This is a genomic window from Rhizobium sp. BK212 (assembly GCF_014197475.1).
GTDB lineage: Bacteria > Pseudomonadota > Alphaproteobacteria > Rhizobiales > Rhizobiaceae > Rhizobium > Rhizobium anhuiense.
On sequence record NZ_JACIFS010000004.1, the window covers coordinates 542370 to 565591 of the forward strand.

Annotated in this window: 23 protein-coding genes and 2 tRNA genes; 18 read left to right on the forward strand and 7 right to left on the reverse strand. The window is 62.3% G+C overall.

The annotated features are described in order from the left end of the window. Nucleotides 1–1203 (reverse strand): MFS transporter, encoded by a 1203-nt coding sequence (locus FHT79_RS17365; RefSeq protein ID WP_183903779.1) that lies wholly within the window; start codon nt 1201–1203, stop codon nt 1–3. Between the two features lie 132 nt (nt 1204–1335). Between FHT79_RS17365 and FHT79_RS17370 the strand changes: the two genes are divergently transcribed. Next, nucleotides 1336–1893: a TetR/AcrR family transcriptional regulator gene (locus FHT79_RS17370; protein WP_097594915.1), complete on the forward strand. Its 558-nt coding sequence runs from the start codon at nt 1336–1338 to the stop codon at nt 1891–1893. Nucleotides 1894–1901: 8 nt separating this feature from the next. On the opposite strand, the gene FHT79_RS17375 is transcribed toward FHT79_RS17370, so the two are convergent. Continuing rightward, nucleotides 1902–5420, reverse strand: a complete 3519-nt coding sequence (locus FHT79_RS17375) for a hybrid sensor histidine kinase/response regulator (RefSeq protein ID WP_183903780.1) — start codon at nt 5418–5420, stop codon at nt 1902–1904. A gap of 320 nt (nt 5421–5740) precedes the next feature. Between FHT79_RS17375 and mscL the strand changes: the two genes are divergently transcribed. The 5 genes from mscL (at nt 5741) to FHT79_RS17400 (ending at nt 12028) form a co-directional block, all read left to right on the forward strand. Then, nucleotides 5741–6178, forward strand: a complete 438-nt coding sequence (gene mscL, locus FHT79_RS17380; protein ID WP_028756817.1) for a large conductance mechanosensitive channel protein MscL — start codon at nt 5741–5743, stop codon at nt 6176–6178. Between the two features lie 120 nt (nt 6179–6298). Continuing rightward, a complete protein-coding gene (locus tag FHT79_RS17385; protein ID WP_183903781.1) occupies nt 6299–7465 on the forward strand; it encodes a pyridoxal phosphate-dependent aminotransferase in 1167 nt (388 codons plus the stop codon). Nucleotides 7466–7686: 221 nt separating this feature from the next. Further along, nucleotides 7687–8721: a UDP-glucose 4-epimerase GalE gene (gene galE / locus FHT79_RS17390; RefSeq protein WP_183903782.1), complete on the forward strand. Its 1035-nt coding sequence runs from the start codon at nt 7687–7689 to the stop codon at nt 8719–8721. A gap of 207 nt (nt 8722–8928) precedes the next feature. Next, nucleotides 8929–10890: an EAL domain-containing protein gene (locus tag FHT79_RS17395; protein WP_183903783.1), complete on the forward strand. Its 1962-nt coding sequence runs from the start codon at nt 8929–8931 to the stop codon at nt 10888–10890. 85 nt (nt 10891–10975) lie between these two features. Continuing rightward, nucleotides 10976–12028, forward strand: a complete 1053-nt coding sequence (locus FHT79_RS17400) for an enoyl-CoA hydratase/isomerase family protein (RefSeq protein WP_183903784.1) — start codon at nt 10976–10978, stop codon at nt 12026–12028. A gap of 12 nt (nt 12029–12040) precedes the next feature. Here FHT79_RS17400 and FHT79_RS17405 read toward each other — a convergent pair whose 3' ends face one another. Continuing rightward, entirely contained in the window at nt 12041–14101 is a 2061-nt protein-coding gene (locus FHT79_RS17405; RefSeq protein ID WP_183903785.1) for an ATP-dependent helicase, read from the reverse strand. 105 nt (nt 14102–14206) lie between these two features. Continuing rightward, nucleotides 14207–14458 carry a hypothetical protein gene (locus tag FHT79_RS17410; RefSeq protein ID WP_183903792.1) on the reverse strand — a complete coding sequence of 84 codons (252 nt, stop codon included), beginning with the start codon at nt 14456–14458 and terminating at the stop codon, nt 14207–14209. Between the two features lie 149 nt (nt 14459–14607). On the opposite strand from FHT79_RS17410, the gene FHT79_RS17415 reads away from it, so the two are divergent. Both FHT79_RS17415 and FHT79_RS17420 read left to right on the forward strand, forming a co-directional pair. Beyond that, entirely contained in the window at nt 14608–14868 is a 261-nt protein-coding gene (locus FHT79_RS17415; RefSeq protein WP_183903786.1) for a BON domain-containing protein, read from the forward strand. 94 nt (nt 14869–14962) lie between these two features. Then, nucleotides 14963–15223 (forward strand): hypothetical protein, encoded by a 261-nt coding sequence (locus FHT79_RS17420; RefSeq protein WP_132573589.1) that lies wholly within the window; start codon nt 14963–14965, stop codon nt 15221–15223. Nucleotides 15224–15516: 293 nt separating this feature from the next. On the opposite strand, the gene FHT79_RS17425 is transcribed toward FHT79_RS17420, so the two are convergent. Both FHT79_RS17425 and FHT79_RS17430 read right to left on the reverse strand, forming a co-directional pair. Further along, nucleotides 15517–15759: a DUF982 domain-containing protein gene (locus tag FHT79_RS17425; RefSeq protein ID WP_003545294.1), complete on the reverse strand. Its 243-nt coding sequence runs from the start codon at nt 15757–15759 to the stop codon at nt 15517–15519. 315 nt (nt 15760–16074) lie between these two features. Continuing rightward, nucleotides 16075–16149 (reverse strand) — tRNA-Thr (locus tag FHT79_RS17430). Nucleotides 16150–16302: 153 nt separating this feature from the next. On the opposite strand from FHT79_RS17430, the gene FHT79_RS17435 reads away from it, so the two are divergent. The 10 genes from FHT79_RS17435 to FHT79_RS17480 all read left to right on the forward strand — a co-directional run bounded on the left by FHT79_RS17435 (nt 16303) and on the right by FHT79_RS17480 (nt 22423). Continuing rightward, on the forward strand, nt 16303–16497 hold the full coding sequence (locus FHT79_RS17435) for a hypothetical protein (RefSeq protein WP_183903787.1): 195 nt from the start codon (nt 16303–16305) through the stop codon (nt 16495–16497). 107 nt (nt 16498–16604) lie between these two features. After that, nucleotides 16605–17897 (forward strand): UDP-N-acetylglucosamine 1-carboxyvinyltransferase, encoded by a 1293-nt coding sequence (gene murA / locus FHT79_RS17440; RefSeq protein WP_028757476.1) that lies wholly within the window; start codon nt 16605–16607, stop codon nt 17895–17897. A 95-nt stretch (nt 17898–17992) separates the two neighbouring features. After that, nucleotides 17993–18424 (forward strand): DUF2948 family protein, encoded by a 432-nt coding sequence (locus FHT79_RS17445; protein WP_097544975.1) that lies wholly within the window; start codon nt 17993–17995, stop codon nt 18422–18424. A gap of 118 nt (nt 18425–18542) precedes the next feature. Next, the gene (gene hisD, locus FHT79_RS17450; protein ID WP_097544976.1) at nt 18543–19841 is read left to right on the forward strand and encodes a histidinol dehydrogenase; all 1299 of its coding nucleotides are present in this window, start codon (nt 18543–18545) and stop codon (nt 19839–19841) included. 4 nt (nt 19842–19845) lie between these two features. After that, a complete protein-coding gene (locus FHT79_RS17455; RefSeq protein WP_097544977.1) occupies nt 19846–20319 on the forward strand; it encodes a UPF0262 family protein in 474 nt (157 codons plus the stop codon). Beyond that, a complete protein-coding gene (locus FHT79_RS17460; protein ID WP_028757472.1) occupies nt 20316–20801 on the forward strand; it encodes a low molecular weight phosphatase family protein in 486 nt (161 codons plus the stop codon). The genes FHT79_RS17455 and FHT79_RS17460 overlap by 4 nt, the downstream gene beginning before the upstream one ends. A 123-nt stretch (nt 20802–20924) precedes the next feature. Beyond that, nucleotides 20925–21143 (forward strand): translation initiation factor IF-1, encoded by a 219-nt coding sequence (gene infA, locus FHT79_RS17465; RefSeq protein WP_003545338.1) that lies wholly within the window; start codon nt 20925–20927, stop codon nt 21141–21143. Nucleotides 21144–21198: 55 nt separating this feature from the next. Continuing rightward, on the forward strand, nt 21199–21819 hold the full coding sequence (locus FHT79_RS17470) for a Maf-like protein (RefSeq protein WP_028757471.1): 621 nt from the start codon (nt 21199–21201) through the stop codon (nt 21817–21819). A 32-nt stretch (nt 21820–21851) separates the two neighbouring features. Then, nucleotides 21852–22064, forward strand: coding sequence for a DNA gyrase inhibitor YacG (yacG, locus tag FHT79_RS17475; RefSeq protein ID WP_028757470.1), 213 nt, complete (start codon nt 21852–21854; stop codon nt 22062–22064). Nucleotides 22065–22347: 283 nt separating this feature from the next. Further along, nucleotides 22348–22423, forward strand: a tRNA-Phe gene (locus FHT79_RS17480). A 552-nt stretch (nt 22424–22975) separates the two neighbouring features. Here the strand turns inward: FHT79_RS17480 and FHT79_RS31945 are convergent. Then, on the reverse strand, nt 22976–23222 hold a 247-nt coding region (locus tag FHT79_RS31945; RefSeq protein ID WP_210304345.1), incomplete at its 5' end, for a hypothetical protein.

Genomic DNA, 23222 nt, shown 5'->3' on the forward strand with positions numbered 1-23222 from the left:
TCAGGCGGCGCTCTCCGCCCCCCTGCGCCGGTCGGCGCGAATGCTCAACAATCCGGCGCCCATCAGCAGCAGGATTGCCGTCGCATAAATGTCAGTCGTCAGTGCGTAACCGGCCGATTTCGCCAGGAACCCGGCAAGGATCGCCGGCAGGCTGAAGGCGAGGTAGCTCTGGACGTAGAAGGCCGACAGCAGCCCGGCCCGCTCGTCCGGTTTGGCGAGGGGCATGATCGTGCCGATCGAGCCGAGGAAATTGGTGCCGAAACCGGCGCCGGTAAAAATCGTGCCGACGAGCAGCAGCGGCACATTGGCGAGATGCACGCCGGCAACGACGGTCAGGATGCCGAGCGTCTTGGCCGACACGCCGAAACCGAGATTGGCCGAGGCCGTCTTGCCGCGCCTGAGATAGACGGCGACCGCCCCGCTCACCATCAATGCGGTGACGACGGCCCCGCCCGTCAGCGGCGCCCGGCTGCCGGTGGTGGTGGCGACCAGCGACGGCACCAGGGAGAGATAGAAGCCGGCAAGCGTCCAGTTGGCGATGTTGATTGGCGTCACCAGCGAGAGCGGCCGCTTCACCTGCGGCGGAACGGTGACCCGCGGGATCAGCGAGCCGAGCGCGCCGGGTCGCTTGGCCCCGCTCTCGCGCGTCAGCCAGATGGCGGCCGCCTGCAGCGTGAAGGCGACAAGCAGCAGTGCATAGACCAGATGCATCGGGAAGGGGCCGTATTGGATCAGGGCGCTGGTGCCGACCGCGCCCACCGCCATGCCGGAAAGTGGCGCAATCGAGTTGACGATCTGGCCCTTGGCCCGGTCGACATCGACGAGCGCCGCTCCGAGCGAAGCGCCGGCGATCCCGGTCGCCAGCCCCTGGACGATCCGCGCCGCAATCAGCCAGCCGGGGCCGCTGGCAACGACGAAGAGGACCATGGCGATGATTTCGAGCACCAGGGCGAAAAAGATCACCGGCTTGCGGCCGAGATGATCCGAGATCGAACCGGCAGTCAGCAGTGCCGCCAGCAGCGCGAAGGCGTAGACCGCGAAGATCACCGTGATCAGCACCGGCGAGACGGAGAAGTTTTCCTGGTAGATCCGGTAGAGCGGCGTCGGCGCCGCGGAGGCGCCGAAGAAGGTGGCGAGCGTCAGCGCATGAAAGCCGATCGAGGGGCGCGGCGAATTCTCTGTGGATTTGGCGGCGGCGACCATATATAAGCCCCTTAAAGCTAAACCATTGCTTTAGCCTATGTAGAGCCGGCTTTTTGTAAAAGCAAATTATTTGCATTAATAGATCTGTCAAAGATTTTGAACCATCGGCGTAAAAGGGGGAGAGTTGCGCGCATGACAGTGAAAGAGAATCTCCGACCGGGCGGCCGAAGCGCCAGGGTCCAGGCGTCGGTGCACAAGGCGGTGCGTGAGTTGATGGCTGAGATGAGCCGTGCCGATGTGACGATCCCGCTGATTGCCGGCAAGGCGGGGGTGACGCCGTCGACCATCTATCGCCGCTGGGGCGACCTGCAGGAACTTCTCGCCGATGTCGCCGTCGATCGGCTGCGGCCGGATATGCAGCCGGTCGATGCCGGCAGCGGCAGAGCCGATCTTCAGGCCTGGGCCGAGCAATATGCCGAGGAAATGTCCTCCGGGCCGGGCCGCGAGATGATCCGCGACGTGCTGGCGGCGCAGGCCGGCGCAAATGCCTGTAAATGCGCTGAATTTACCCGCCAGCAGATCGGTCTCATCGCCGAGAGGGCGAAGGCTCGCGGCGACGCCTTTCCGGATGTCGACCGGGTCATGGACCAGGTGGTGGCGCCGATCATGTACCGCATCCTGTTCGGCGATGTGCCGGATGCAGCACGCGTGCGCGATCTCGTCGCCCGTGTCATGGGCGCGGCGCTGTAAGCGGTCTCTTACTCAGCGGCGGCGCGCTTGAGGCCTGATATCTGGGTGATATAGGCGCGCAGCGCCGCTGGCCGCACGGGTTTGTGCTGAACGGCGATGCCGAATCGCTCGGCCTCGCTGCGCACCTCCGGCGTCCGGTCGGCGGTGATCATCAGGGCAGGGATATCGGCGCCGAACTGCCGGCGCAGATGCAGGATGGCGGCTATGCCGGTGCCGTCGCCGAGATGATAATCGGCGATGACGATGTCAGGCGGTCCTCCCTGGCCGTCGCTTGATATCACGTCGGCGAGGCAATCCAGCGCCTCCACCTCGCAGCCCCAGCCGCTGATCAACAGCCGCATGCCTTCGAGGATCTTCGGCTCGTTGTCGATGCAGAGGATCTTCAGTCCGCTCAGCGGCTGCCCCGGACGGTCGGCGGGCGTGACTGCCGCTACGGCCGCGGCCGGGCGCGAGACGTCGAGCGGCATGGCGATGCGGAATTCCGTGCCCTTGCCATGGGTCGACTGCAGTTCGACCGGATGGTTGAGCACCCGGGCGATGCGGTCGACGATCGATAGGCCGAGCCCCAGGCCTGAGGCGGTTTTGGCGCCTTCGTCCAGCCGCGCGAATTCCTTGAACACCGTGCGGAATTTCGATGGCGGAATGCCGATGCCGGAATCGATCACTTGGATGATCACCTGGTTGCCGCGCCGCCGCGCGCCGACCAGCACCTTGCCGGTGATCGTGTATTTGATGGCGTTGGAGACGAGGTTCTGCACCAGCCGGCGCAAGAGGTTGGGGTCGGAGCGGACGCGCAGCGACGTCGGCATGACCACCAGTTTCAGCTGTTTTTCCCGCGCGATCGGCGCAAAATCGGTCTCGATACGCTTGAGCAGGTCGGAGAGAGCGACGGCGGCGAGCCGCGGCCGCATGGCGCCGGTATCGAGCCTTGAAATATCGAGCACCGCGCCGAGAATGGTCTCGACCGATTCCAGCGCCGAATCGATGTTGCGCACGATCGGGCTGTTGTCGGATTGCGCCATGCGCTCGACCAGCGCCGAGGAATAAAGCCGGGCGGCATTCAGTGGCTGCAGGATGTCGTGGCCGGCGGCCGCGAAAAAGCGTGTCTTGCCGATATTCGCCTCGTCGGCGGCGGCGCGTGCCTCGCCGAGTTCGCGGTTGACGCGGGTCAGCTCGGCCGTGCGTTCGGCGACGCGCTGCTCCAGCGTCTCGTTCGCCTGTTTCAGCGCCTGGTCGGCAGTGACGCGCTGGGTGATGTCGGTAAAGGTGGCGACGATGCCCTTGTCCGGCATGGCGTTGGAGCGCACCTCGATGATCCGCTCGCCGCCGTCAAGCACCAGCGAAAAGGGTTTGTCGAGCGTCAGGAAATGCCGCACCGTCTGGCTGAGATCGCCGGGCGCGATATCGCCGCGCTGGCTGAGCGTGGTGACGATCTCGGACAGGGGAAAGCCGACCTGCCCGGCGCTTTCCGGCAGATCCAGCAATTGCCGGAAGCGCCGGTTCCAGATCGTCAGCCGGTTGGAACTGTCGAAGACCGCAATGCCCTGGTCCATCTGCGACAGCGCCGTCTGCAGCATGTCCTGGTTATATTGCAGCGCCTCGCTCGCCTGGTCGAGCAACCAGGCGGTATCGGAAGAGGCATCTTCGATCTTCTGCAGGATCAAGGACAGCACCAGCCGGGCCGAGGACGAGCCGATGGCGCTGCCGAGCAGCTGTTCGCTGAAATGGATGAGCGCCATATCGGCCGGCTGTTCGTCCTCCAGCTTGCGGCCGGAGCTTTGTTCATAGGTGGTGAACGAGCGCTGCATGCGCTCTTCGCCGAGATAGCGCGAAATCGCCGCTTTGAGGTCGCCGACGCTGATACGGGTCTTCCAGCCGCGCGTGGCAAATTGCGAGCGCGAATGCCGCTTGACGAAGATTCCGGCCTGAATGCGCTCCAGCGGCCTGGCATTGCGGGTGAGCGAACCGACGATGAAGAAGGCGGTGTTGACGAGCAGGCTCATGACAGTCGCATTGACCAGCGGATCGGCATCGGCTGCGGTGAACAAGGTGGTCCCGGGAAAGATGAAGCCGAGCACGGCGCTTGCCACATAGGAATAATCAGGCCCGCCGAGCGAGGGCAGGAACAACAGGTACACCCAGATGATGAAGCCGGAGGAAAGCCCCAGGATCGCGCCGCGCGCATTCGCCCGCCGCCAGATCAGCCCGCCGAACAGCGCTGGGGCGATTTGCGCGATCGCGGCAAAGGAAAGCAGGCCGATCGAGGCAAGGCCGGCGGTGCTGTCGGTCGAACGGTAATAGGCATAGCCGAATAACAGCACGGCGAAGATGGCGCTGCGGCGGATGTTGAGCAGCGTCTTGGCGAAATTGTCGCGCAGGCTGGCGCGGCCGGCGAGTTTGCGCCGGAGGAAGATCGGCATGATGATGTCGTTCGACACCATGATCGACAGCGCCACGGAATCGACGATGACCATCGCCGTTGCGGCCGAAAAGCCGCCGATGAAGATGATCAGCGAAATGACGGGCATCTGACCGGCAAGCGGCAGCGACAGCATGTAGAAATCGGCATTGCCGGCGCCGCCGAAGGTCAAGAGCCCGCCGATCGCCACCGGCAGCACGAAGAGATTGATGACGATGAGATAGGTAGGAAACAGGAAGCCGGCGAGTTTCAGCTGTTTCGGCGTCCGGTTTTCGACAACCGTCACGTGGAATTGCCGCGGCAGCAGGATGATCGCGAAGGCCGACAACAGGATCAGGGTGATCCAGCGGCTGATCGGCGTATGGTAGCTGAGCGCCGACATGACCAGTTCGTTGTCGACGGTCTTCTGCCAGAGATCGGTCGGGCCGTCGAAGAGAAACCAGATGACGCAGACGCCGGCCGTCAGGAAGGCGACGAGCTTGACGACGGATTCCATCGAGACGGCGAGGATCAAGCCGTCCTGGTGTTCGGTCGCATCCGTATGCCGCGTGCCGAACATGATGGCGAAGCAGGCAAGCACCAGCGTCGCGAGGAGCGGCAGGTCGAGGAAGTAGAGATTGCCGCTGCCGATGCCGTAATCGGACGGATTGACCATGGCGCTGACGGTGCTCGAAATCGCTTTCAGCTGCAGCGCGATATAGGGAATGGCGCCGATCAGCGAGATCAGCGCGACGATCGTGGCGACCGTCGGGTTCTTGCCGTAGCGCGCGGCGACGAAGTCGGCCACGGAGGTGAGCTTTTCCGCCTTGGCGAGCTCGATGATGCGGCGAAGCAGCGGCATGCCGAGCGTGAAGACCAGGATCGGGCCGATATAGATGCCGGCAAATTCCAGCCCCCGCTGCGCCGCAAGCCCGACGCTGCCGAAATAGGTCCAGGAGGTGCAGTAGATCGCAAGGCTCAGCGCATAGACCACCGGCCATCCGCCTTCCAGCGTGCCCGGGCCGAGCATGCCCGGGCTGCGGTTCTTGCGGTCGCCATAGCTTGCCACGGCAAAAAGCAGGAGCAGATAGCCGAAGGCAGACGCGAATATGACCCAGCCTGGAAGCATTGACCCTCCGCCGGCGGAAAACCCGCCGGGACCTCCCGCAACATTGGTCAGCTTAAGTTATTTCAGACGCTTTGAAAATTCCCGGCCGTCTAGGCCTTAAGTCATAGGCCGCGAAGGGTATCGGCGAATAATTGCGATTGCCGATTGATGAATTGCAATGAAGGTGCAGCTACTGCATAATTCCTCAAATCGAAATTGATTAAGAATAAATTGTGCGTCAATTCAAAGCGTTGCAGCCTCCTTCACGAGGCTGAAGAGAGGCGTGACGCTGTAATAGACAGTTGCATATCTTTGAAATGCATCGAAGGGAGACGGATCCGATGCTCAATGAGTTCAAGGCCTTTATCGCCCGCGGCAATGTCATGGATCTTGCCGTCGGCGTCATCATCGGCGGCGCCTTCGGCGGCATCGTCAAATCGCTGGTCGACGACCTTATCATGCCGATCGTCGGCGCCATTTTCGGCGGCTTCGATTTTTCGAATTATTTCCTGCCGCTGTCGTCGGCCGTCAACGCGCCGTCGCTTGCGGCCGCCCGTGCGCAGGGAGCGGTGTTTGCCTATGGCAGTTTCCTCACCGTCCTCATCAATTTCCTCATTCTCGCCTGGATCATCTTCCTGATGGTCAAGGGCGTGAACATCCTGCGTGCCCAGGTCGAGCGCCAGGAAAAGGCCGCACCGGAAGAGTTGCCCCCGCCGCCCGCAGACGTGCAGCTGCTGACCGAAATCCGCGATCTGTTGGCCAAGCGCCCGACGGCTTGATCGGCTGGAGCCCGTCCGTTCCGGCCGGGCTCATTCATCACCAAAATCGATATGCCATCACTGGATATCATGGGATTTGCCGACGCAAATCCTCTATGAAGGCGAAAACCGGAGATATGCATGTCGATCTTGAGCAGCCTTAGCCCGCGCGCCGTGGCGGCGCCCGAAAGCGGGATCGTCGAAGTCGTCAATTATGCCCGTGGCCGTGAGGGCCTGCTGCCGCTCTGGGTGGGGGAAGGTGACCTGCCGACGCCGGATTTCATCAGCAAGGCGGCGATCGACGCGCTGGCGGCAGGCGAGACCTTCTACACCTGGCAGCGCGGCATTCCGGAGCTTCGCCAGGCGCTTTCGGATTATTACAGCAGACATTTCGGAATCCGGCTTCCGGTCGAGCATTTCTATGTCGCCGGCTCCGGCATGCAGGCGATCCAGATCAGCGTGCAGGCTCTGACCTCGCCGGGCGACGAAATGATTTACCTCACCCCCGCCTGGCCGAATATCGCCGCCGCCCTCGAGATCGCGGGCGCACGCTCGGTCGGCGTTCAACTGCAGTTCGAAGGCGGCAAATGGGCGGTCGATCTTGACCGCATCGAAGCCGCGATCACGCCGAAGACCAGGGGCCTGTTCATCAACACGCCGTCGAACCCGACAGGCTGGACGGCAACCAGGAAGGACCTTGGTGATCTCCTGGCGCTGGCCCGCAAGCACGACCTCTGGATCATGGCGGATGAGATCTATGCGCTCTATTATTATCCAGGCGGTCGTGCGCCCTCTTTCCTCGACGTGATGGCGCCTGATGACAAGGTCATCTTCGTCAATTCCTTCTCGAAGAACTGGTCGATGACCGGCTGGCGCGTCGGCTGGATCGTCGCACCCCCAGAGATGGGCCAGGTGCTCGAAAACCTGATCCAGTATTCGACATCGGGCGTCGCGCAGTTCATGCAGAAGGGCGCGGTCGCAGCCCTGAATGAGGGCGACGATTTCGTGCTCGCCAATATCGCCAAGGCGGCCCGTTCCCGCGACATTCTCTGCGATGCGCTTGTTGCCACCAACCGCGTCGAGACGCTGAAGCCGGATGGTGCGCTTTACGCCTTCCTGAAGATCGACGGCGTCACTGACAGCCGCAGGGCTGCGCTCGATATCGTCGACAAGACGGGCGTCGGCCTCGCCCCCGGCACCGCTTTCGGCCCCGGCGGCGAACTCTTTCTGCGCGCCTGTTTCCTGCGTGACCCCGCCCAGGTGGCGGTCGCCGCCGAGCGTCTCTGCGACTATATCCTCAAGCTCTGACCAACACTGGCCACGAGACCCCATCTGGTGGCCGGCCAAGTTGATTTTGTGCCGGAATCGCTGGATCGATAAAACTCTAGCAATGCCCGAAATCGGCCTCTAACCACGACTCCAAACATACCGGTTCAAAGGGCCTCGAACGGCCATTCGATAAGAAAATTGGAAAGAAAAACCGGCGCCTGATGCCCCTGCTTATAAAAACGAAAGCAGGGATGCGGGACATGGCGGTTTTGGTGACGGGCGGGGCCGGATATATCGGCAGTCACATGGTTTGGGCGCTGCTCGATGCGGGTGAGGATGTGGTCGTGCTCGACCGCCTCTCGACGGGCTTTCGCTGGGCTGTGGCGCCGGCGGCGCGTTTCTATCTCGGCGACATTGCCGATCCCGACATATTGAAGAAGATCTTCATCGAAAACGACATCGAGGCGATCATCCATTTCGCCGGCTCCGCCGTCGTCCCGGTCTCCGTCGCCGATCCGCTTTCCTATTACGACAACAATTCCGGCAAGACCCGGGCGCTGCTGAGCGCTTCGGTCAAGGCCGGTATCCGCAATTTTGTCTTCTCCTCGACGGCGGCCGTCTACGGTCAGCAAAAGTCGGACCTGCCGGTGAAGGAGACTGCCTCCCTCAATCCGGAAAATCCTTACGGCCAGTCGAAGCTGATGACCGAATTCATGCTGCGCGATGCCGCCGCCGCCTATGATTTCAACTATGTCGCGCTTCGCTATTTCAACGTCGCCGGCGCCGATCCGCAACACCGCACCGGCCAGTCGACCTCAGGCGCCACGCATCTCATCAAGGTCGCCTGCGAGGCAGCGCTCGGCAAGCGCGACAGCGTCCATGTCTACGGCATCGACTATCCCACGCATGACGGCACCGGCGTACGCGACTACATCCATGTCAGCGATCTGACGGATGCCCATCTGAAAGCGCTGCAGCATCTACGCAAGGACAAGGGCTCGCTCGTCGCCAATTGCGGTTATGGCAGCGGCTATTCCGTACTCGACGTGCTGAACATGGTCACCCGCCTGCACGGGCATTCCTTCAAGATCCACATGGCGCCGCGGCGCGCCGGGGATTCCGCCAGCGTCGTCGCAGACGCGTCGCTCGCAAGGCAGGTGCTCGATTGGAAGCCCAGATACGATTCGCTGGAAACCATCGTCCAGAGCTCGCTCGATTGGGAACTGTTCCTGTCGAACAAGGGTGTCGACGATCTGCAGAGTATCCACCGGGCACTCGCCGCCGCGTCGTTCTGAGCGGCGCATGACAGCGCCGCGCGTCTTTATCAGACGCGCAGGAGGCTGTAGCACTTTGAACTGCTGCATCACTCCTTCAATCGATCTCGATTGAAGGAGTGATGCAATAGCCTGTTTATATCCCCCGCCTGCGGGGTCGCATGCCGTTACGTGAATAAGGAAAAATCAGGCTTTCTCTGGCTGGCTCGGGCCAACGGAAAAGAGAAGATGAAGAAATTTCTGGCCGCATTGCAGCTGCAAAAGGACAATCCGACGCTTCTGACGGCGCAGTTCCGGGCCCTGTCGTCACAGATCCCCATTCTCTATGTGCTCCTGATCATCAACGCCCTTGCGGTGGCGATCACCCACCTCAAATCCGCACCCCTCTGGCTTTCGCTCTATATTCCCGTCGCCCTGAGTGTCCTCTGCGTCTTCCGTCTCTGCTGGTGGGAGATCCGGGGCAAGGAAAACGTCACCGCCGAACGGGCCTATAAGCTGATGAAGGTGACAATGGTCGGGGCCGGCGTCCTGACTTTCGCCTTCGGCGGTTGGGCGATCGCGCTTTATCAATATGGCGACGCCTCCCAGCAGGGCCAGATCGCCTATTTCCTCGTCGTCACCGGCATCTCCTGCATCTTTTGCCTGATGCACCTGCCGATGGCGGCGGCACTGACCACTGTGATCACCTTCTCGGCCATGATTGCGACCTTCATGTTCTCGGGTAATCCCGTTTTCGTCGCCACCGCCGTCAGCGGCCTGTTCCTGATCCTGCCCTTCCTCAGGGTGATCAACAGCTATTTCCAGAATTTCGTCGGCCTCGTGCAATTGACCGAGGAGCTGAAGCAGAAGCAGGCGGAGGCCGAGGAACTTAACCTCGTCAACAGCCGCAACGCGCTGCATGACCAGCTGACCGGCCTTGCCAACCGCCGCAGCTTCTTTCTCTCGCTGGAGAAACGGCTGCAGAAGGACCCGTTCGCGCCGCCCGTCCTCGGCATTCTCGATCTCGACGGCTTCAAGCCCGTCAATGACGTCTTCGGCCATGCTGCGGGCGATCTCGTGCTCAAGGAGACGGCCCGCCGCTTCGTCGCGCTGGTCGGCGAAGAGGGCATCGTCTCCCGTCTCGGCGGCGATGAGTTCGGCATCATCTTCCCCTGTTCGATGACGCGCCAGGCGATCGCCGATCTCGGCCAGGCGCTCTGCGCCGCCGTCCGCGAACCTTACGAAATCCCCGACGGCTCGGTTCGCGTCTTCGGTTCCTGCGGCATCGTCTATCCCGATATCGGCGAGTACACGGCCGAGGATCTCTACGAGAAAGCGGACTTCGCTCTTTACCAGGTCAAGAGCAAGCGCAGCAGCGGCGTCGAATTCTTCTCGCCCGACCACGAGAAGATCCTGACGCAGCGCCACCTGATCGAACTCGAACTGCAGGCGAACGACTTCGCCAAGGAATTGAAACTGGACTATCAGCCGATCGTCGAATTGAGGAGCGGCCGCGTCGTCGGCTACGAGGCGCTCGCCCGCTGGGACAGTGCCCGCTTCGGCCGCATCAGTCCGGAAGCCTTCATTCCCGCTGCCGAGCGCACAGCGGTCATCGGCCGCATGACCCGCATCCTCTTCGCCAAGGCGCTCGAAGCGCTGGCGATCATTCCCAGGCATCTCAGGTTGTCCTTCAATCTCTCGGCGCGCGATATCTGCGACCACGAGACCTCGATGGCGCTGCTTGCCATGATCACCCGCTCCGGCATCGATCCGAAGCGTATCGAATTCGAGATCACCGAGACCGCACTGCTCTCCGATTTCGACACCGCCGATCAGGTGATATCAATGCTGCGCGCCGCCGGCATCTCGATCGCGCTCGACGATTTCGGCACCGGCTATTCGAGCCTCAGCCATATCCACCGTCTCGGCTTCGACAAGCTGAAGATCGACAAGGCCTTCGTGATGAATTTCGATCGCGACGCTCGTTGCATGAACATCACCCGCTCGGTCGCCAATCTCTGCCAGAACCTCGGCATTGCCTCCGTCGCCGAAGGCGTCGAAAGCGAAGAGATCGCCGAAGGATTGAAGGCGATGGGCGTTCGCCTGGCGCAGGGCTATCATTTCTCGCGGCCGCTGCCGCTGGAACTTGCCATCGACTACGCCGCAAGGTGCGATGCCGCGGCCTCCGCCCGCAATTCGCTGTCTGCCTGAACAATCAAATCCGCGACCGGTCGCAAAGCGACTGGAGCGAAGCTGGATCGTCGTCTATTCATGGTCGTAACTGAGGAGGTGAACCATGCAGGACGGCGAAGTCATCATTGAACGGCGGGGCACCGCAGGCGTGATCCGGCTCAACCGGCCGCGGGCGCTGAACAGCCTGACGCTGCCGATGATCCGCGCGATCACCGAGGCGTTGCACGCTTTTGCCGGGGATTCCGAGGTGGCAAGCGTCGTGGCCATGGGCGAGGGCGAACGCGGCTTCTGCGCCGGCGGCGATATCCGCGCCCTGCATGAGAGCGCCCGCGCCGGCGATGGCCTGGCGGCAAGCTTCTGGCGCGAGGAATTCCGCCTCAACCATCTGATCGCCTCCTACCCCAAACCCTATGTCGCGCTGATGGACGGCATCACCATGGGCGGCGGCGTCGGCCTGTCGTCGCACGGCCGCCACCGCATCGTTACCGAGCGCACGCGGCTTGCCATGCCCGAAACCGGCATCGGCTATGTCCCCGATGTCGGCGCCACCTGGCTGCTGCCGCGTAGCCCCGGCGAAGCCGGAACATGGCTCGGTCTGACCGGCCTCGATATCGGTGCCGCCGATGCGATCCATGCCCGCCTCGCCGACCTGCAGATCGCCTCGTCGCGGCTCGGCGCGGTGATCGATGCTCTGTCGACCCTGCCGCGCGGCAGTTCGTCCGGCGATGTCGATGCCGTCTTGCAGGCGCTTTCCGAGTCTCCGGGAGAAAGCCGGCTCAGGCAGAACGCGGCGACGATCGATCGCGCCTTCCGTTTCAACAGCGTCGAGGAGATCCTGGCCGCACTTGCCGGAGAGGAAGGCGACTTCGCCGCCGAGACGCGTCGGGTGCTGCTGACGCGGTCACCGACCAGCCTGAAGCTCGCTTTGCGGCTGCTCAGGGCCGGTCGTGGCAGCGCCTCGCTCGCCGAATGCCTCGGCCGCGAACTCGGCGCCTGCCTGCAGATGCTGGATAATCCGGACTTCTTCGAAGGCATCCGCGCCGCCGTCATCGACAAGGACCGCAATCCGAAATGGTCGCCCGCGTCAGTCGAGGCCGTGCAGGCCGCAACAATCGAGCATTTCCTGAAATCGGCCGAGCCGCCGCTTTCGCTCTGATCTGTCCTGGGCCTATCGCCACATGCCGCGCATGCGGGCGCCGACATCGATGCGCACCTGCCGCGCCTGCGCTTGAGCGGCGGTCTGCGATTTCACCTGCGGCCAGCTGCAGGCCTCGAAGAACTGCAGCAGTGTCGCGGGAATGAAGCGGCTGCGTGAGGCATAGACATGCCGGTCGCCCTGCGAATTCTGCCCATAGGTGAAGAAGCGTTGCGGCACGACCAGATCGAGGCCGTCTCTCGCCCGCGTCATCGCCACATAGAGCAGCCGGCGCTCCTCCTCGATTTCGGCGGTGGCGCCGACGGCGAGATCGCTCGGAATGCAGCCGTCGACGACGTTCAGCATGAAGACCCGCGTCCATTCCTGGCCCTTGGCGGAGTGGATGGTCGACAGGATGAGGTAGTCGTCATCGAGGAGCGGCACGCCCGCCTGGTCGCTGGTCGCATCCGGCGGATCGAGGGTGAGTTCGGTGAGAAAACGCTCGCGCGAGGCATAACCGCTGGCGATCTGCTCGAGCTGCAGCAGATCGGCCTGGCGCGTCGCGGCGTCCTCATGCAGCCGTTCCAGATGCGGCACGTACCATTGCCGCGCCAAGCCGATTTCCGCCGGCCAGCCGGCCTTGCCGGTCTTCAGCTCCTGCAGCATCGAAACGAAATCAGTCCAGTCCTCGCCGGAGCGCGGCGGCGCCGGCATGGCGGCAAGCGCGGATAACGGGCTGGCATCCTCGGCCATCAGGTCGAGCGCCTTCTGCGCCGTCGACGGCCCGACGCCCGGCAGGATCTGCATCAGCCGGAAGCCCGCCACCCGGTCGCGCGGGTTCTGGGCGAAGCGCAGCGCAGCTAGCATGTCCTTGACATGCGCGCTGTCGAGAAATTTCAGCCCTCCGAACTTGACGAAGGGAATGTTGCGCCGGGTCAACTCGACCTCAAGCGGCCCGCTGTGATGCGAGGCGCGGAACAGCACGGCCTGCTGCTTGAGCTTGAGACCTTCTTCGCGGTTGTCGAGCACCATGTCGGCGACATAACGCGCCTGCTCGGCCTCGTCGCGCACCGTCACCAGGCGCGGCCGCTCGGACGATTGCCGCTCGGTCCAGAGATTCTTGGTAAAGCGCTCCGAGGCAAGATCGATGACAGCGTTGGCGGCCGCAAGGATCGGCTGCGTCGAGCGGTAGTTGCGGTCGAGCGTGACGATATCGGCGGCCGGGCTGAAGGCGGCTGGAAAATCGAGGATATTGCGCACCGTCGCGGCACGGAAGGAATAGATCGACTGCGCATCGTCGCCGACGACGGTCAGCCCCTGGCCACCGGGTTTCAGCGCCATGAGGATCGAGGCCTGCAGCCGGTTGGTGTCCTGATATTCATCGACCAGCACATGGTCGAAGCGGCTGCCGATATCCTCGGCAATGACAGTCTCGCCGACCATCTGCGCCCAGTAGAGCAGCAGGTCGTCGTAGTCGAGCACGTTCTGGCTCTGCTTGGACTCGACATAACAGGCGAAAAGTTCGCGCAGCTGTTTCTCCCACGCCGCGCACCAGGGAAAGGCGTCGCGCAGCACGAGATCGAGCGCGGTTTCCGAATTCACCGCCCGGGAATAGATGGCAAGACAGGTGCCCTTCGTGGGAAAGCGGCTTTCCGTCTTGGAGAAGCCGAGGTCGTGCCGGATCAGGTTCATCAGGTCGGCACTGTCTTCGCGGTCGTGGATGGTGAAATCCGGATCGAGGCCGATCTGCTGGGCGTAATCGCGCAACAGCCGCGCGCCGATGCCGTGGAAGGTACCCGACCAGGAAAGCGCGTCGGCCATGACGCCGGCATTGGCACCAAGCACATCGCGGCAGATGCGCTCGACGCGCCGCGCCATCTCGGCGGCTGCCCGGCGCGAGAAGGTCATCAGCAGGATGCGGCGGGGATCGGCGCCCTTGACGATCAGATGGGCGACCCGATGCGCCAGCGTATTCGTCTTGCCGGAGCCGGCGCCGGCAATGACCAGCAGCGGCCCGGCAATATGGCTGCCGTCGGTGAGCGTGCCGTGCTCGACGGCCATGCGCTGCTGCGGATTGAGCTTTTCGAGGTACATCCAGCCGTCCGGTCGGGCTCCCGCAGAATCACTGGGGAAAGATTAGATGTTCCTTGAATGTTCGCGATTGCCCCCGCTGTCAAGCGTTGTGGCGTGACGGCAGCCTCAGTCGGGGAAATCCGGGCCGACGACACGCCGCACCAGTTTCAGGCTGCGGTCCGGCTGGAGAATATAGGTTTCCTCCACCCGCTGGCCCGTCTCGTTGTAGAATTGGTGATGGACGGCGCTGCCGACCGGCGATTTCGTGAGCTTCGTTCGTGGCTGGCCGCCATAGGTAATGCTGCCGGGAATGGGCTCCAGCGCCGGGCTATCGGCCGAGGAGCAGCCGGCAAGCAAGGCGCGATCAACAAGGCTGATAGAAGCGCTTTCATCGTCTTCATCCCTCCTTCGACTGCGGCCAGATATGGAAATCGCCACGTCTTTCGCCAAGGGCTGGCCACCCGGCCGCAACGAAATGCCTCGCCGCGGCGTTAACTGATATCTACCAACATCAGGAGACGGTCACGGTGCTCGGATTTCCAGCATTCACCGGCCATGAGGAGTCCGGCCGGCAGGGCCACAGCGATGCGGCGACGCGCGCTTCGGTGGAAAGCGCCCTTCATGCGGCCGGCGATATCGAAGCGGCGGACATCATCGTCACTATATCGGGCGCCTATGTCGTCCTGGAAGGTTTCGTGCGCCGGCGCGGTGATGTCGAGCGGGCCGTCGAGATCGCCGAGAGCATCGTCGGCCGAGGCCATGTGCGCGGTCGCCTGCTGCGACGCTAGCCGGCCCGCGCGCCCTCATGTCTTGCGACGCATGAAGGGAACCAAAATGCCCTCCCGCGGGTTGAAAGGCCGGACCTAAACGCTGGAGAACCTCATGCAGTCGCTTCTTCGCATCTCCGCAATGACCGTGATAACAGGCGGTGTCCTTGCCGGCTCCGCCCATGCCTCGCTGGAAACCGGCACAAATTATTCCGCTTTGCCGAAGGACCAGATCGCCCTCAACGAATATACCGGCGCCGTCGCCTGCCAGCCGGCAGAGCCACACTATCTCCCTTCCTTCATCCGCGCGGCGGATGGCACGATCATCGGCGTCGGTTATGTCGAGGTCGAGGACGAGGGCGGCGCGGACTGCTGAAAACATGAGGACTTGCTCGGACGAGGCTCGCCTGCGTCTCCGCAGAGGGTACGAGCCTCTAACCATCATCATGATGGCTGGGTATCTTCTATGAAGACACCTGTACCAGGCGCAACGCCTGTTGCACCAAAACCCGGCGCGAGTTCGATGCAGGGTTAAGCAAAATTAAAACATTGTTCCGTTCCGGCACGTTCCGTTTACCGAAACGCCGGGAACGGCCGGAAATCCTGAGCGAAGTGCAGCGCATAACCCCGAAAATCGAAATCGATTTTCAAAAAGGATTTTGCGCCGGTTCAATGCAGCTTCAGCTTCGCCTCTTCGGCTGCCGCCAGAAACTCGGCTCTTGCCTCTTCCACGCTCTTGCGCCCGTCGAGCGCTGCCCGGCAAGTGCTGCGGGCCTTGATGTAACGAAGCCCGCGCATACTCGGCCAGAGATCCGCCAGGCACTTCAACGCATCGAACGGACCATTGACCGTTCGCGCATCGGCACCTTCGAAACCGACCTTGACCGGGCTGTTCCATCTTTCAGTTGCCATCGATACTCCTCCACGATTGTCGACAGAAACGACGTGCAGCATCTCCCAGTTCCTCCGGGGAAACTCCGCCATGATAGGCATTCTAGCGCGATTTTTGCGGTCAACAATGGTGAATCGATTATTGCTGATGAGACGAAATGTCAGCCTGCATGGCCTTCCCGGCTCTCGTCAGATGGCTGCCCTGCGAGAGGTTGGTGAAACGGAGAGCGTGCGGCCGGGTCCCTTCGCCCCGTTTACGGGGAGAAGGTGGCGGCAGCCGGACGAGGGGCTGGCCTCACCGAGTGAGCAAAATGATTCCTAATACTGAAAGAAAACTGGTGCTGCCGAGTGGGATTGAACCACCGACCTCACCCTTACCAAGGGTGTGCTCTACCACTGAGCTACGGCAGCAGGACCAGATCCGCGCGAGCCGGGGCTCAATCGCGGGAACGGGGCGGCTATTGCCACAGCTTGACGGCAAGCGCAAGCAGCAAATTCCAACTTCGCGTGGATTGCCGTGCAAGGGCCTTTTGGATTGGCGCGAATTCGGCTAATCCTTTTGGCATGAACGACAAGACCGAAACCGGCCAGCAGAGCCGCAAAGAGGCAATCGAGGCACAGGCGAAACTGCGTCGCGAGCGCGCCGCTGAAAAGCTCAGGGAAAATCTGGGGCGACGCAAACAGCAGGTGCGGGCCCGCCGTTCGGGCCAGGCCGACGAAACAGATGGACTGCCCGCCGCAAAAATGGACGAATCGTAATGTTCCGTCCCGGACGAATTGAAGCGTCGTCAGAAATCCCCTAAACACTCCACTCCTTATTCCAAGGCAGAACTTTCAGGAAAGGCGGGCGCTGCCCGTAAGCGCACATGGATCGTATCAGAATCGTCGGCGGTAATGAGCTGAATGGCATCATTCCGATTTCCGGCGCCAAGAATGCCGCACTGCCGCTGATGATCGCCTCGCTTCTGACCAGCGATACGCTGACGCTCGAAAACGTGCCGCATCTGGCCGATGTCGAACTCTTGATGCGCATCCTCGGCAATCATGGTGTCGATGTCGCCGTCAACGGCCGCCGCGAGCGCCAGGAAGATTCCTACGCCCGCACGATCCATTTCACCTGCCGCACCATCGTCGATACGACAGCCTCTTATGAGCTGGTCTCGAAGATGCGCGCCTCCTTCTGGGTCATCGGCCCGCTGCTCGCGCGCGAAGGCCATTGCCGCGTGTCGCTGCCGGGCGGCTGCGCCATCGGCACCCGCCCCGTCGATCTCTTCATCGAGGGTCTGACGGCGCTCGGCGCGACGATGGACATCGATGCCGGTTATATCAACGCCAAGGCGCCGGCCGGCGGCCTGATCGGCGCGCGCTACACCTTCCCGAAGGTCTCCGTCGGCGCCACCCATGTGATGATGATGGCGGCAACGCTTGCCCGCGGCACGACGGTTATCGGCAATGCCGCCCGCGAGCCCGAAGTGGCCGATCTCGCCAACTGCCTGAACGCCATGGGCGCCAAGATCACGGGCGCGGGGACTGCGACGATCACCATCGAAGGCGTCACCTCGCTCTCCGGCGCCCGTCACCGCGTCCTGCCGGACCGCATCGAGACCGGCACCTATGCCATGGCCGTCGCCATGACCGGCGGCGACGTCGTGCTCGAAAATACCGATGTGGCGCTGCTCGAGACCGCGGTGGAAACGCTGCGCCGGGCCGGCGCGGAGATCTCGTCGACCAACAACGGCATGCGCATCAAGCGCAACGGCGCCGGCATCAAGCCGGTCGATATCGTCACCGATCCCTTCCCCGGCTTCCCCACCGATCTGCAGGCGCAGTTCATGGCGCTGATGACGCGTTCTTCCGGCGTCTCGCATGTCACCGAGACCATCTTCGAAAACCGCTTCATGCATGTGCAGGAGCTTGCCCGCCTCGGCGCCAGGATTTCGCTCTCCGGCCAGACGGCGAAGATCGAAGGTGTCCAGCGCCTGCGCGGCGCGCCCGTCATGGCGACCGACCTGCGTGCCTCGGTTTCGCTCGTCATCGCCGGCCTTGCCGCCGAGGGCGAAACCACGGTGTCGCGCGTCTACCACCTCGACCGCGGTTTCGAGCGGCTCGAGGAGAAGCTGACCCGCTGCGGCGCCATCGTCGAGCGCATCAGCGAGTAAACGCGCCCTTATCCCGGTTGCGTAATCCGTCGCCGCATCTTATTTCCCTTTTGACGCATCGCCATTCCGGCGGTGCCAGCTGGGGATGAGGCTGAATGACCGACCTGAAGCTTGTTGCGCTCGATGACGAAGACCTTGCGGTCGTTTCCGCGCATATGCAGGACAGTGTCTTCAAGGTCGGAGACATCGACTGGTCGCCGCGCGACGCGCAGTTCGCGCTTGCCGTCAATCGTTTCGTCTGGGAAGGTGCCGAGCGCAAGCGCCGCGGTTTCGAGCGCCGCCGTGCCGCCCTGGTCTTCAAGCGCGTGCTGGCCGTCCGGTCGCTCGGCATCGATCGTGGCAAACGCGACGAGGTGCTCTCACTGCTGGCGCTGCGCTTCGAACCGAAGGGCGAGGGGCCGGATGGTACGGTCGAGCTGTCGCTGTCCGGCACGGCCTCGATCGCGCTCGATGTCGAATGCATCGAGGTCCAGATGGCCGATATCGGCGGCGCCTGGGAGGCCTCTTCCAAGCCGCGTCACCGCTAGTGCATGTCGCCCGGAAGTGTGCAGTGGTTCCGGGATAACGGCATGCATAAAAAGAGCTTCAGTGCTTGACGCCTGAAGTTTGAATATCGCAGTTTCGAGTTGAGAGGGAATATCGGCCTTGGCAATCTGGCTGGATCAGGCATCGGAAGGTTTCGAGCAGCATTTTGCCGCCTTTCTGACGACCAAGCGTGAAATCTCCGAGGATGTGAACACCGTCGTTCGCGCCATCATCGATGATGTCAGGGCCCGCGGCGACGTGGCGCTCGCCGAATATTCGCTGAAATTCGACGGCATCGATTTCGCCACCGTGCCGATGCGCGTCACACCAGAGGAGATCGACGCCGCCGTCGAGGCGGTGCCTTCGGAAGTGCTGGGCGCGCTGAAGCTTGCGGCACTGCGCATCGAATCCCATCATCGCCGGCAGCTGCCGAAGGACGATATCTACGAGGACGACATGGGCGTCGGCCTCGGCTCGCGCTGGACGGCGATCGAAGCGGTCGGGCTCTATGTTCCGGGCGGCACGGCGAGTTATCCGAGCTCGGTGCTGATGAACGCCGTGCCGGCCAAGGTCGCCGGCGTCGATCGCATCGTCATCGCCGTTCCCGCCACCGGCGGCGCCGTCAATCCGGCTGTGCTTGCCGCCGCCAAGCTCGTCGGCGTCACCGAGATTTATCGTGTCGGCGGCGCCCAGGCGATCGCGGCTCTTGCCTATGGCACCGAGACGATCGCCCCGGTCGCCAAGATCACCGGCCCCGGCAATGCCTATGTCGCTGCCGCCAAGCGCCATGTCTTCGGCACCGTCGGCATCGATATGATCGCCGGCCCCTCCGAGGTGCTGGTCATTGCCGACAAGGACAACAATCCGGATTGGATCGCTGCTGACCTCCTGGCGCAGGCCGAACACGACGTCAGCGCCCAGGCGATCCTGATCACCGACGATGCCGCGTTCGGCAAGGCGGTGGAACAGGCGGTCGAACGCCAGCTGAAGACGCTGAACCGCGCCGAGACGGCGGCGGCGAGCTGGCGCGATTTCGGCGCGGTCATCCTGGTCGCCGATCTGAAGGATTCCATTCCGCTGGCCAACCGTATCGCCGCCGAGCATCTGGAGCTCGCCGTCGCCGATCCGGACCGGCTGCTCGATGGCATCCGCAATGCCGGCGCGATCTTCATCGGCGCCCATACGCCGGAAGTGATCGGCGATTATGTCGGCGGTTCGAACCATGTGCTGCCGACGGCGCGTTCGGCGCGCTTCTCTTCCGGTCTTTCGGTGCTCGATTTCGTCAAGCGCACCTCGATCCTGCGCCTCGGCCCGCAGCAGCTGCGCAGCCTCGGCCCGGCGGCGATCGCGCTTGCGGTTTCCGAAGGCCTCGATGCCCATGCGCGGTCGGTCGCGATCCGCCTCAACCTCGAAAGGTGAGGGCATGGCGAAGGGCGAATTCCGGCTTTGCGACGTCGTCCTTGACGATACGATCGGCCGTTCGACGCCCGACGTCGAGCATGAACGCGCTGTCGCCATCTTCGATCTGATCGAGGAGAATAGCTTCGAGCCGCTCGGCCACGCCGGCGGGCCTTACCGGCTGAACATCTCGCTGGTCGATTCGAAGCTGGTCTTCGCCATCACCACCGAAGAGGGCGGCGGCGTCGCCACCCATATCCTGTCGCTCACCCCTTTCCGGCGGATCGTCAAGGATTACTTCATGATCTGCGAGAGCTATTACGAAGCGATCCGTTCGGCGACGCCGAGCCGCATCGAGGCGATCGACATGGGCCGGCGCGGCATCCACAATGAAGGTTCGCAGACGCTGAAGGACAGGCTCGCCGGCAAGATAGAGATCGATTTCGACACCGCCCGGCGCCTTTTCACGCTGGTCTGCGTGCTCTACTGGCGCGGATGACGGCAATGGATCGTGCCGCCGACATCGACGAGGGAAAGCGGCCGGGCGCCATCCTCTTCATGTGCGGGATGAATGCCATCCGCTCGCCCATGGCCGAAGCGATCGCCCGTAGCATTCTGCCGGCCAATACCTATATACGATCGGCCGGCGTTCGCGCCGGCGAGCGCGATCCCTTCGTGGATGCGGTGCTGGAGGAGATCGGGCTTTCCCTCGGCCGCCGCCAGCCGCAGACGCTGGAAGAACTCGAGGACGATTATTTCGATCTGATCATCACCCTGTCGCCGCAGGCCCATCACGCGGCGCTCGAGTTGACCCGGTCGAATGCGATCGATGTCGTCTACTGGCCGACGATGGATCCCACGGTTGCAAGCGGAACGCGCGAGCAGATTCTGACAAGCTACCGAGAGGTTCGCGATCACCTGGCCGGCCTCATAGAAAGCCGGCTACTCAAGCGAAATGGCATCGCCGCGCAATCGGCATGAAAACAAATAAAGGAAAGCCTGATCAACAAGGTTCACAAACCATCGTTGATTGTGTAGTTTCCGCCCAAATTTTCAAGGCGCGCCCTGCGCTGCCTATTCAACCCACAGGAAGAAAACACTTATATGCCTAAAGAAGAAGTCCTCGAATTCCCGGGAATCGTCACCGAACTTCTGCCGAATGCGACGTTCCGCGTGAAGCTCGAAAACGAACACGAGATCATCGCCCATACCGCAGGGCGCATGCGCAAGAATCGCATCCGCGTTCTCGCCGGCGACAAGGTGCTGGTGGAAATGACGCCCTACGATCTGACCAAGGGCCGCATCACCTACCGTTTCAAGTAAGCTTGCCCAAGGCCCTGCAAGGGTTTTTCTCCCGTCTGCCGATGGTCGAGGTTCCATGACGCTGAAATACAAGCTCATTCTGGCCTCGGGTTCGCCCCGTCGCGTTGACCTGCTCAACCAGGCCGGCATTGAGCCTTCGCGCCTGATGCCGATGGATATCGACGAGGCGCCGAAGAAGTCGGAGCATCCGCGGTCGCTGGCCCGCCGGCTTTCGGCTGAGAAAGCCGAAGCCGCCCTTGCCGCCATCAAGGGCGATATCACCTGGAAGGGCAGCTATATCCTGTCTGCCGATACGGTGGTCGCCGTCGGCCGGCGCATTCTCGGCAAGGCCGAGTTCGCCGACGAGGCGTTGAGTTCGCTGCATCTGCTGTCGGGGCGCAACCATATGGTCTACACCGGCGTTTGCCTGGTGACCCCGGATCGCAAGATCCGCCAGAAGATCGTCGAGACCAAGGTCCGCTTCAAGCGGCTCTCCGGCTTCGAGATCGAGAACTACCTGGCCTCCGGCCAGTGGCGCGGCAAGGCAGGCGCCTACGGCATCCAGGGCCTCGCCGGTACCTTCGTACAGAAGATGGTGGGCTCCTACACCAATGTCGTCGGCCTGCCGCTTTATGAAACCATTCTGCTTTTGACCGGCGAAGGCTTCGATGTGCATAGCCGGTGGCCCGAGGGCTGAGCCCGACGGCCGATCCTATAGGACAGACCGATATGCCTGAAGACAAGAAAGCGGCCGCCAAGGTCGAACCGCTGCGCAAGGCGCGCCCTTGCCCCGAATGCGGCAAACCTTCCCACCGCGAACACTACCCCTTCTGCTCCAACCGCTGCCGCGAGGCCGATCTCTCCCGCTGGCTGACCGGCGCCTATGCCATCCCGGTTGCCGACGATGAGGCCAAGGCCGATTATCCCGATGAGGAAAACTAATGCATGTCGCCCAAAAATGCGCAGCGGTTTTGGGAGAACGACATGCATAGAAATAAAGGTCTAAAACGCGAGGAGCGGATCTGAAAGATTGCGACGCGCTTTAGAGCACTGCACCCGCGAAGCTCTTATATTTCCTCATGAATCCGCAAAGCCGGCAAGACCGTCAAAAAAGAGTCATTTGACGCTTGCCATGGCCGAACAAGATGCTATAACCCCGCTCGCTTCCGGGGCGAACCAAGGCCCCGCGGTTCTTTTCCTGAAAGGGGCCATCGGAAGCAGGTTAGCCCAGGTAGCTCAGTTGGTAGAGCAGCGGATTGAAAATCCGCGTGTCACTGGTTCGATTCCGGTCCTGGGCACCATTCAGTCTCTTAAAGCCAGTCTCATATGTTTGGTCTCGGAATAGCGGCGAGATTTTAATGGCTTAGCCCATATGTGCGTCCGTCTTTTCCACCTTTCTCAGCCTTCTGCATGTCATTCTCCACCTTTTGCCGGCTCGTCTCAGGTGGCTGTCGTCAGTAGCCAATAGCTCGCATCAGTTGACTTGCGCTTTCTTGAGACAGGTTCGCCTGTCTCGATCGACTCTGCTGCACCTGCGGAGAGCGCAAAAGGGCGTCTGCCGTGATGCCCTCCTCGATCAGTCAGCACGGCGCGGTTGAACGCCATCGGCGCCACCCGATTTCGCCGACGTAGCGCGTCCGCTGTTGCGCCGGTGATGGAGTTCTCTCATCGCCGCGGCGATTCTTTCAAGAATGAAAGGGTTTGCAAGCAACGATGAATGGACCGCAAAACGAAATCAATAGAAGCTTGCCGAACTTCGTGACGTCGCCTCGTGATCGCGCGAAAACTGGGAGGAGATCAGGTGAAAGTCGCTCGGCATTGACGCCGTCTATGAAGTTCGCGGACTTAAGTCATCAAATAAGGCACTGAAAAAGCATGCATTTCGTGCGAGGCAGTGCAGCGGGGAACGACAGGCAAATTGCCAGCGTCGAGATCGCCGCGATAGCTTTACGATGATTTTCGACCTTTTTTGCTGGCACCCTGACGCCTCTTTTTGGCCAGGGCGCTGGAGCTCCGGCGTGAGGAGGGTGCAGCCGGGCACCGCTTTGTGGAGGAAGTGAAATGAAAAAGTTTATCCTGGGCACTGCGATGGCGCTCGTC

What these genes read in the sequence shown, in the direction of transcription:
- FHT79_RS17365 (WP_183903779.1), bottom strand. Translation starts at nt 1,203, where the DNA reads ATGGTCGCCGCCGCCAAATCCACAGAGAATTCGCCGCGCCCCTCGATC.
- FHT79_RS17370 (WP_097594915.1), top strand. Translation starts at nt 1,336, where the DNA reads ATGACAGTGAAAGAGAATCTCCGACCGGGCGGCCGAAGCGCCAGGGTC.
- FHT79_RS17375 (WP_183903780.1), bottom strand. Translation starts at nt 5,420, where the DNA reads ATGCTTCCAGGCTGGGTCATATTCGCGTCTGCCTTCGGCTATCTGCTC.
- mscL (WP_028756817.1), top strand. Translation starts at nt 5,741, where the DNA reads ATGCTCAATGAGTTCAAGGCCTTTATCGCCCGCGGCAATGTCATGGAT.
- FHT79_RS17385 (WP_183903781.1), top strand. Translation starts at nt 6,299, where the DNA reads ATGTCGATCTTGAGCAGCCTTAGCCCGCGCGCCGTGGCGGCGCCCGAA.
- galE (WP_183903782.1), top strand. Translation starts at nt 7,687, where the DNA reads ATGGCGGTTTTGGTGACGGGCGGGGCCGGATATATCGGCAGTCACATG.
- FHT79_RS17395 (WP_183903783.1), top strand. Translation starts at nt 8,929, where the DNA reads ATGAAGAAATTTCTGGCCGCATTGCAGCTGCAAAAGGACAATCCGACG.
- FHT79_RS17400 (WP_183903784.1), top strand. Translation starts at nt 10,976, where the DNA reads ATGCAGGACGGCGAAGTCATCATTGAACGGCGGGGCACCGCAGGCGTG.
- FHT79_RS17405 (WP_183903785.1), bottom strand. Translation starts at nt 14,101, where the DNA reads ATGTACCTCGAAAAGCTCAATCCGCAGCAGCGCATGGCCGTCGAGCAC.
- FHT79_RS17420 (WP_132573589.1), top strand. Translation starts at nt 14,963, where the DNA reads ATGCAGTCGCTTCTTCGCATCTCCGCAATGACCGTGATAACAGGCGGT.
- FHT79_RS17425 (WP_003545294.1), bottom strand. Translation starts at nt 15,759, where the DNA reads ATGGCAACTGAAAGATGGAACAGCCCGGTCAAGGTCGGTTTCGAAGGT.
- FHT79_RS17435 (WP_183903787.1), top strand. Translation starts at nt 16,303, where the DNA reads ATGAACGACAAGACCGAAACCGGCCAGCAGAGCCGCAAAGAGGCAATC.
- murA (WP_028757476.1), top strand. Translation starts at nt 16,605, where the DNA reads ATGGATCGTATCAGAATCGTCGGCGGTAATGAGCTGAATGGCATCATT.
- FHT79_RS17445 (WP_097544975.1), top strand. Translation starts at nt 17,993, where the DNA reads ATGACCGACCTGAAGCTTGTTGCGCTCGATGACGAAGACCTTGCGGTC.
- FHT79_RS17455 (WP_097544977.1), top strand. Translation starts at nt 19,846, where the DNA reads ATGGCGAAGGGCGAATTCCGGCTTTGCGACGTCGTCCTTGACGATACG.
- FHT79_RS17460 (WP_028757472.1), top strand. Translation starts at nt 20,316, where the DNA reads ATGACGGCAATGGATCGTGCCGCCGACATCGACGAGGGAAAGCGGCCG.
- infA (WP_003545338.1), top strand. Translation starts at nt 20,925, where the DNA reads ATGCCTAAAGAAGAAGTCCTCGAATTCCCGGGAATCGTCACCGAACTT.
- FHT79_RS17470 (WP_028757471.1), top strand. Translation starts at nt 21,199, where the DNA reads ATGACGCTGAAATACAAGCTCATTCTGGCCTCGGGTTCGCCCCGTCGC.
- yacG (WP_028757470.1), top strand. Translation starts at nt 21,852, where the DNA reads ATGCCTGAAGACAAGAAAGCGGCCGCCAAGGTCGAACCGCTGCGCAAG.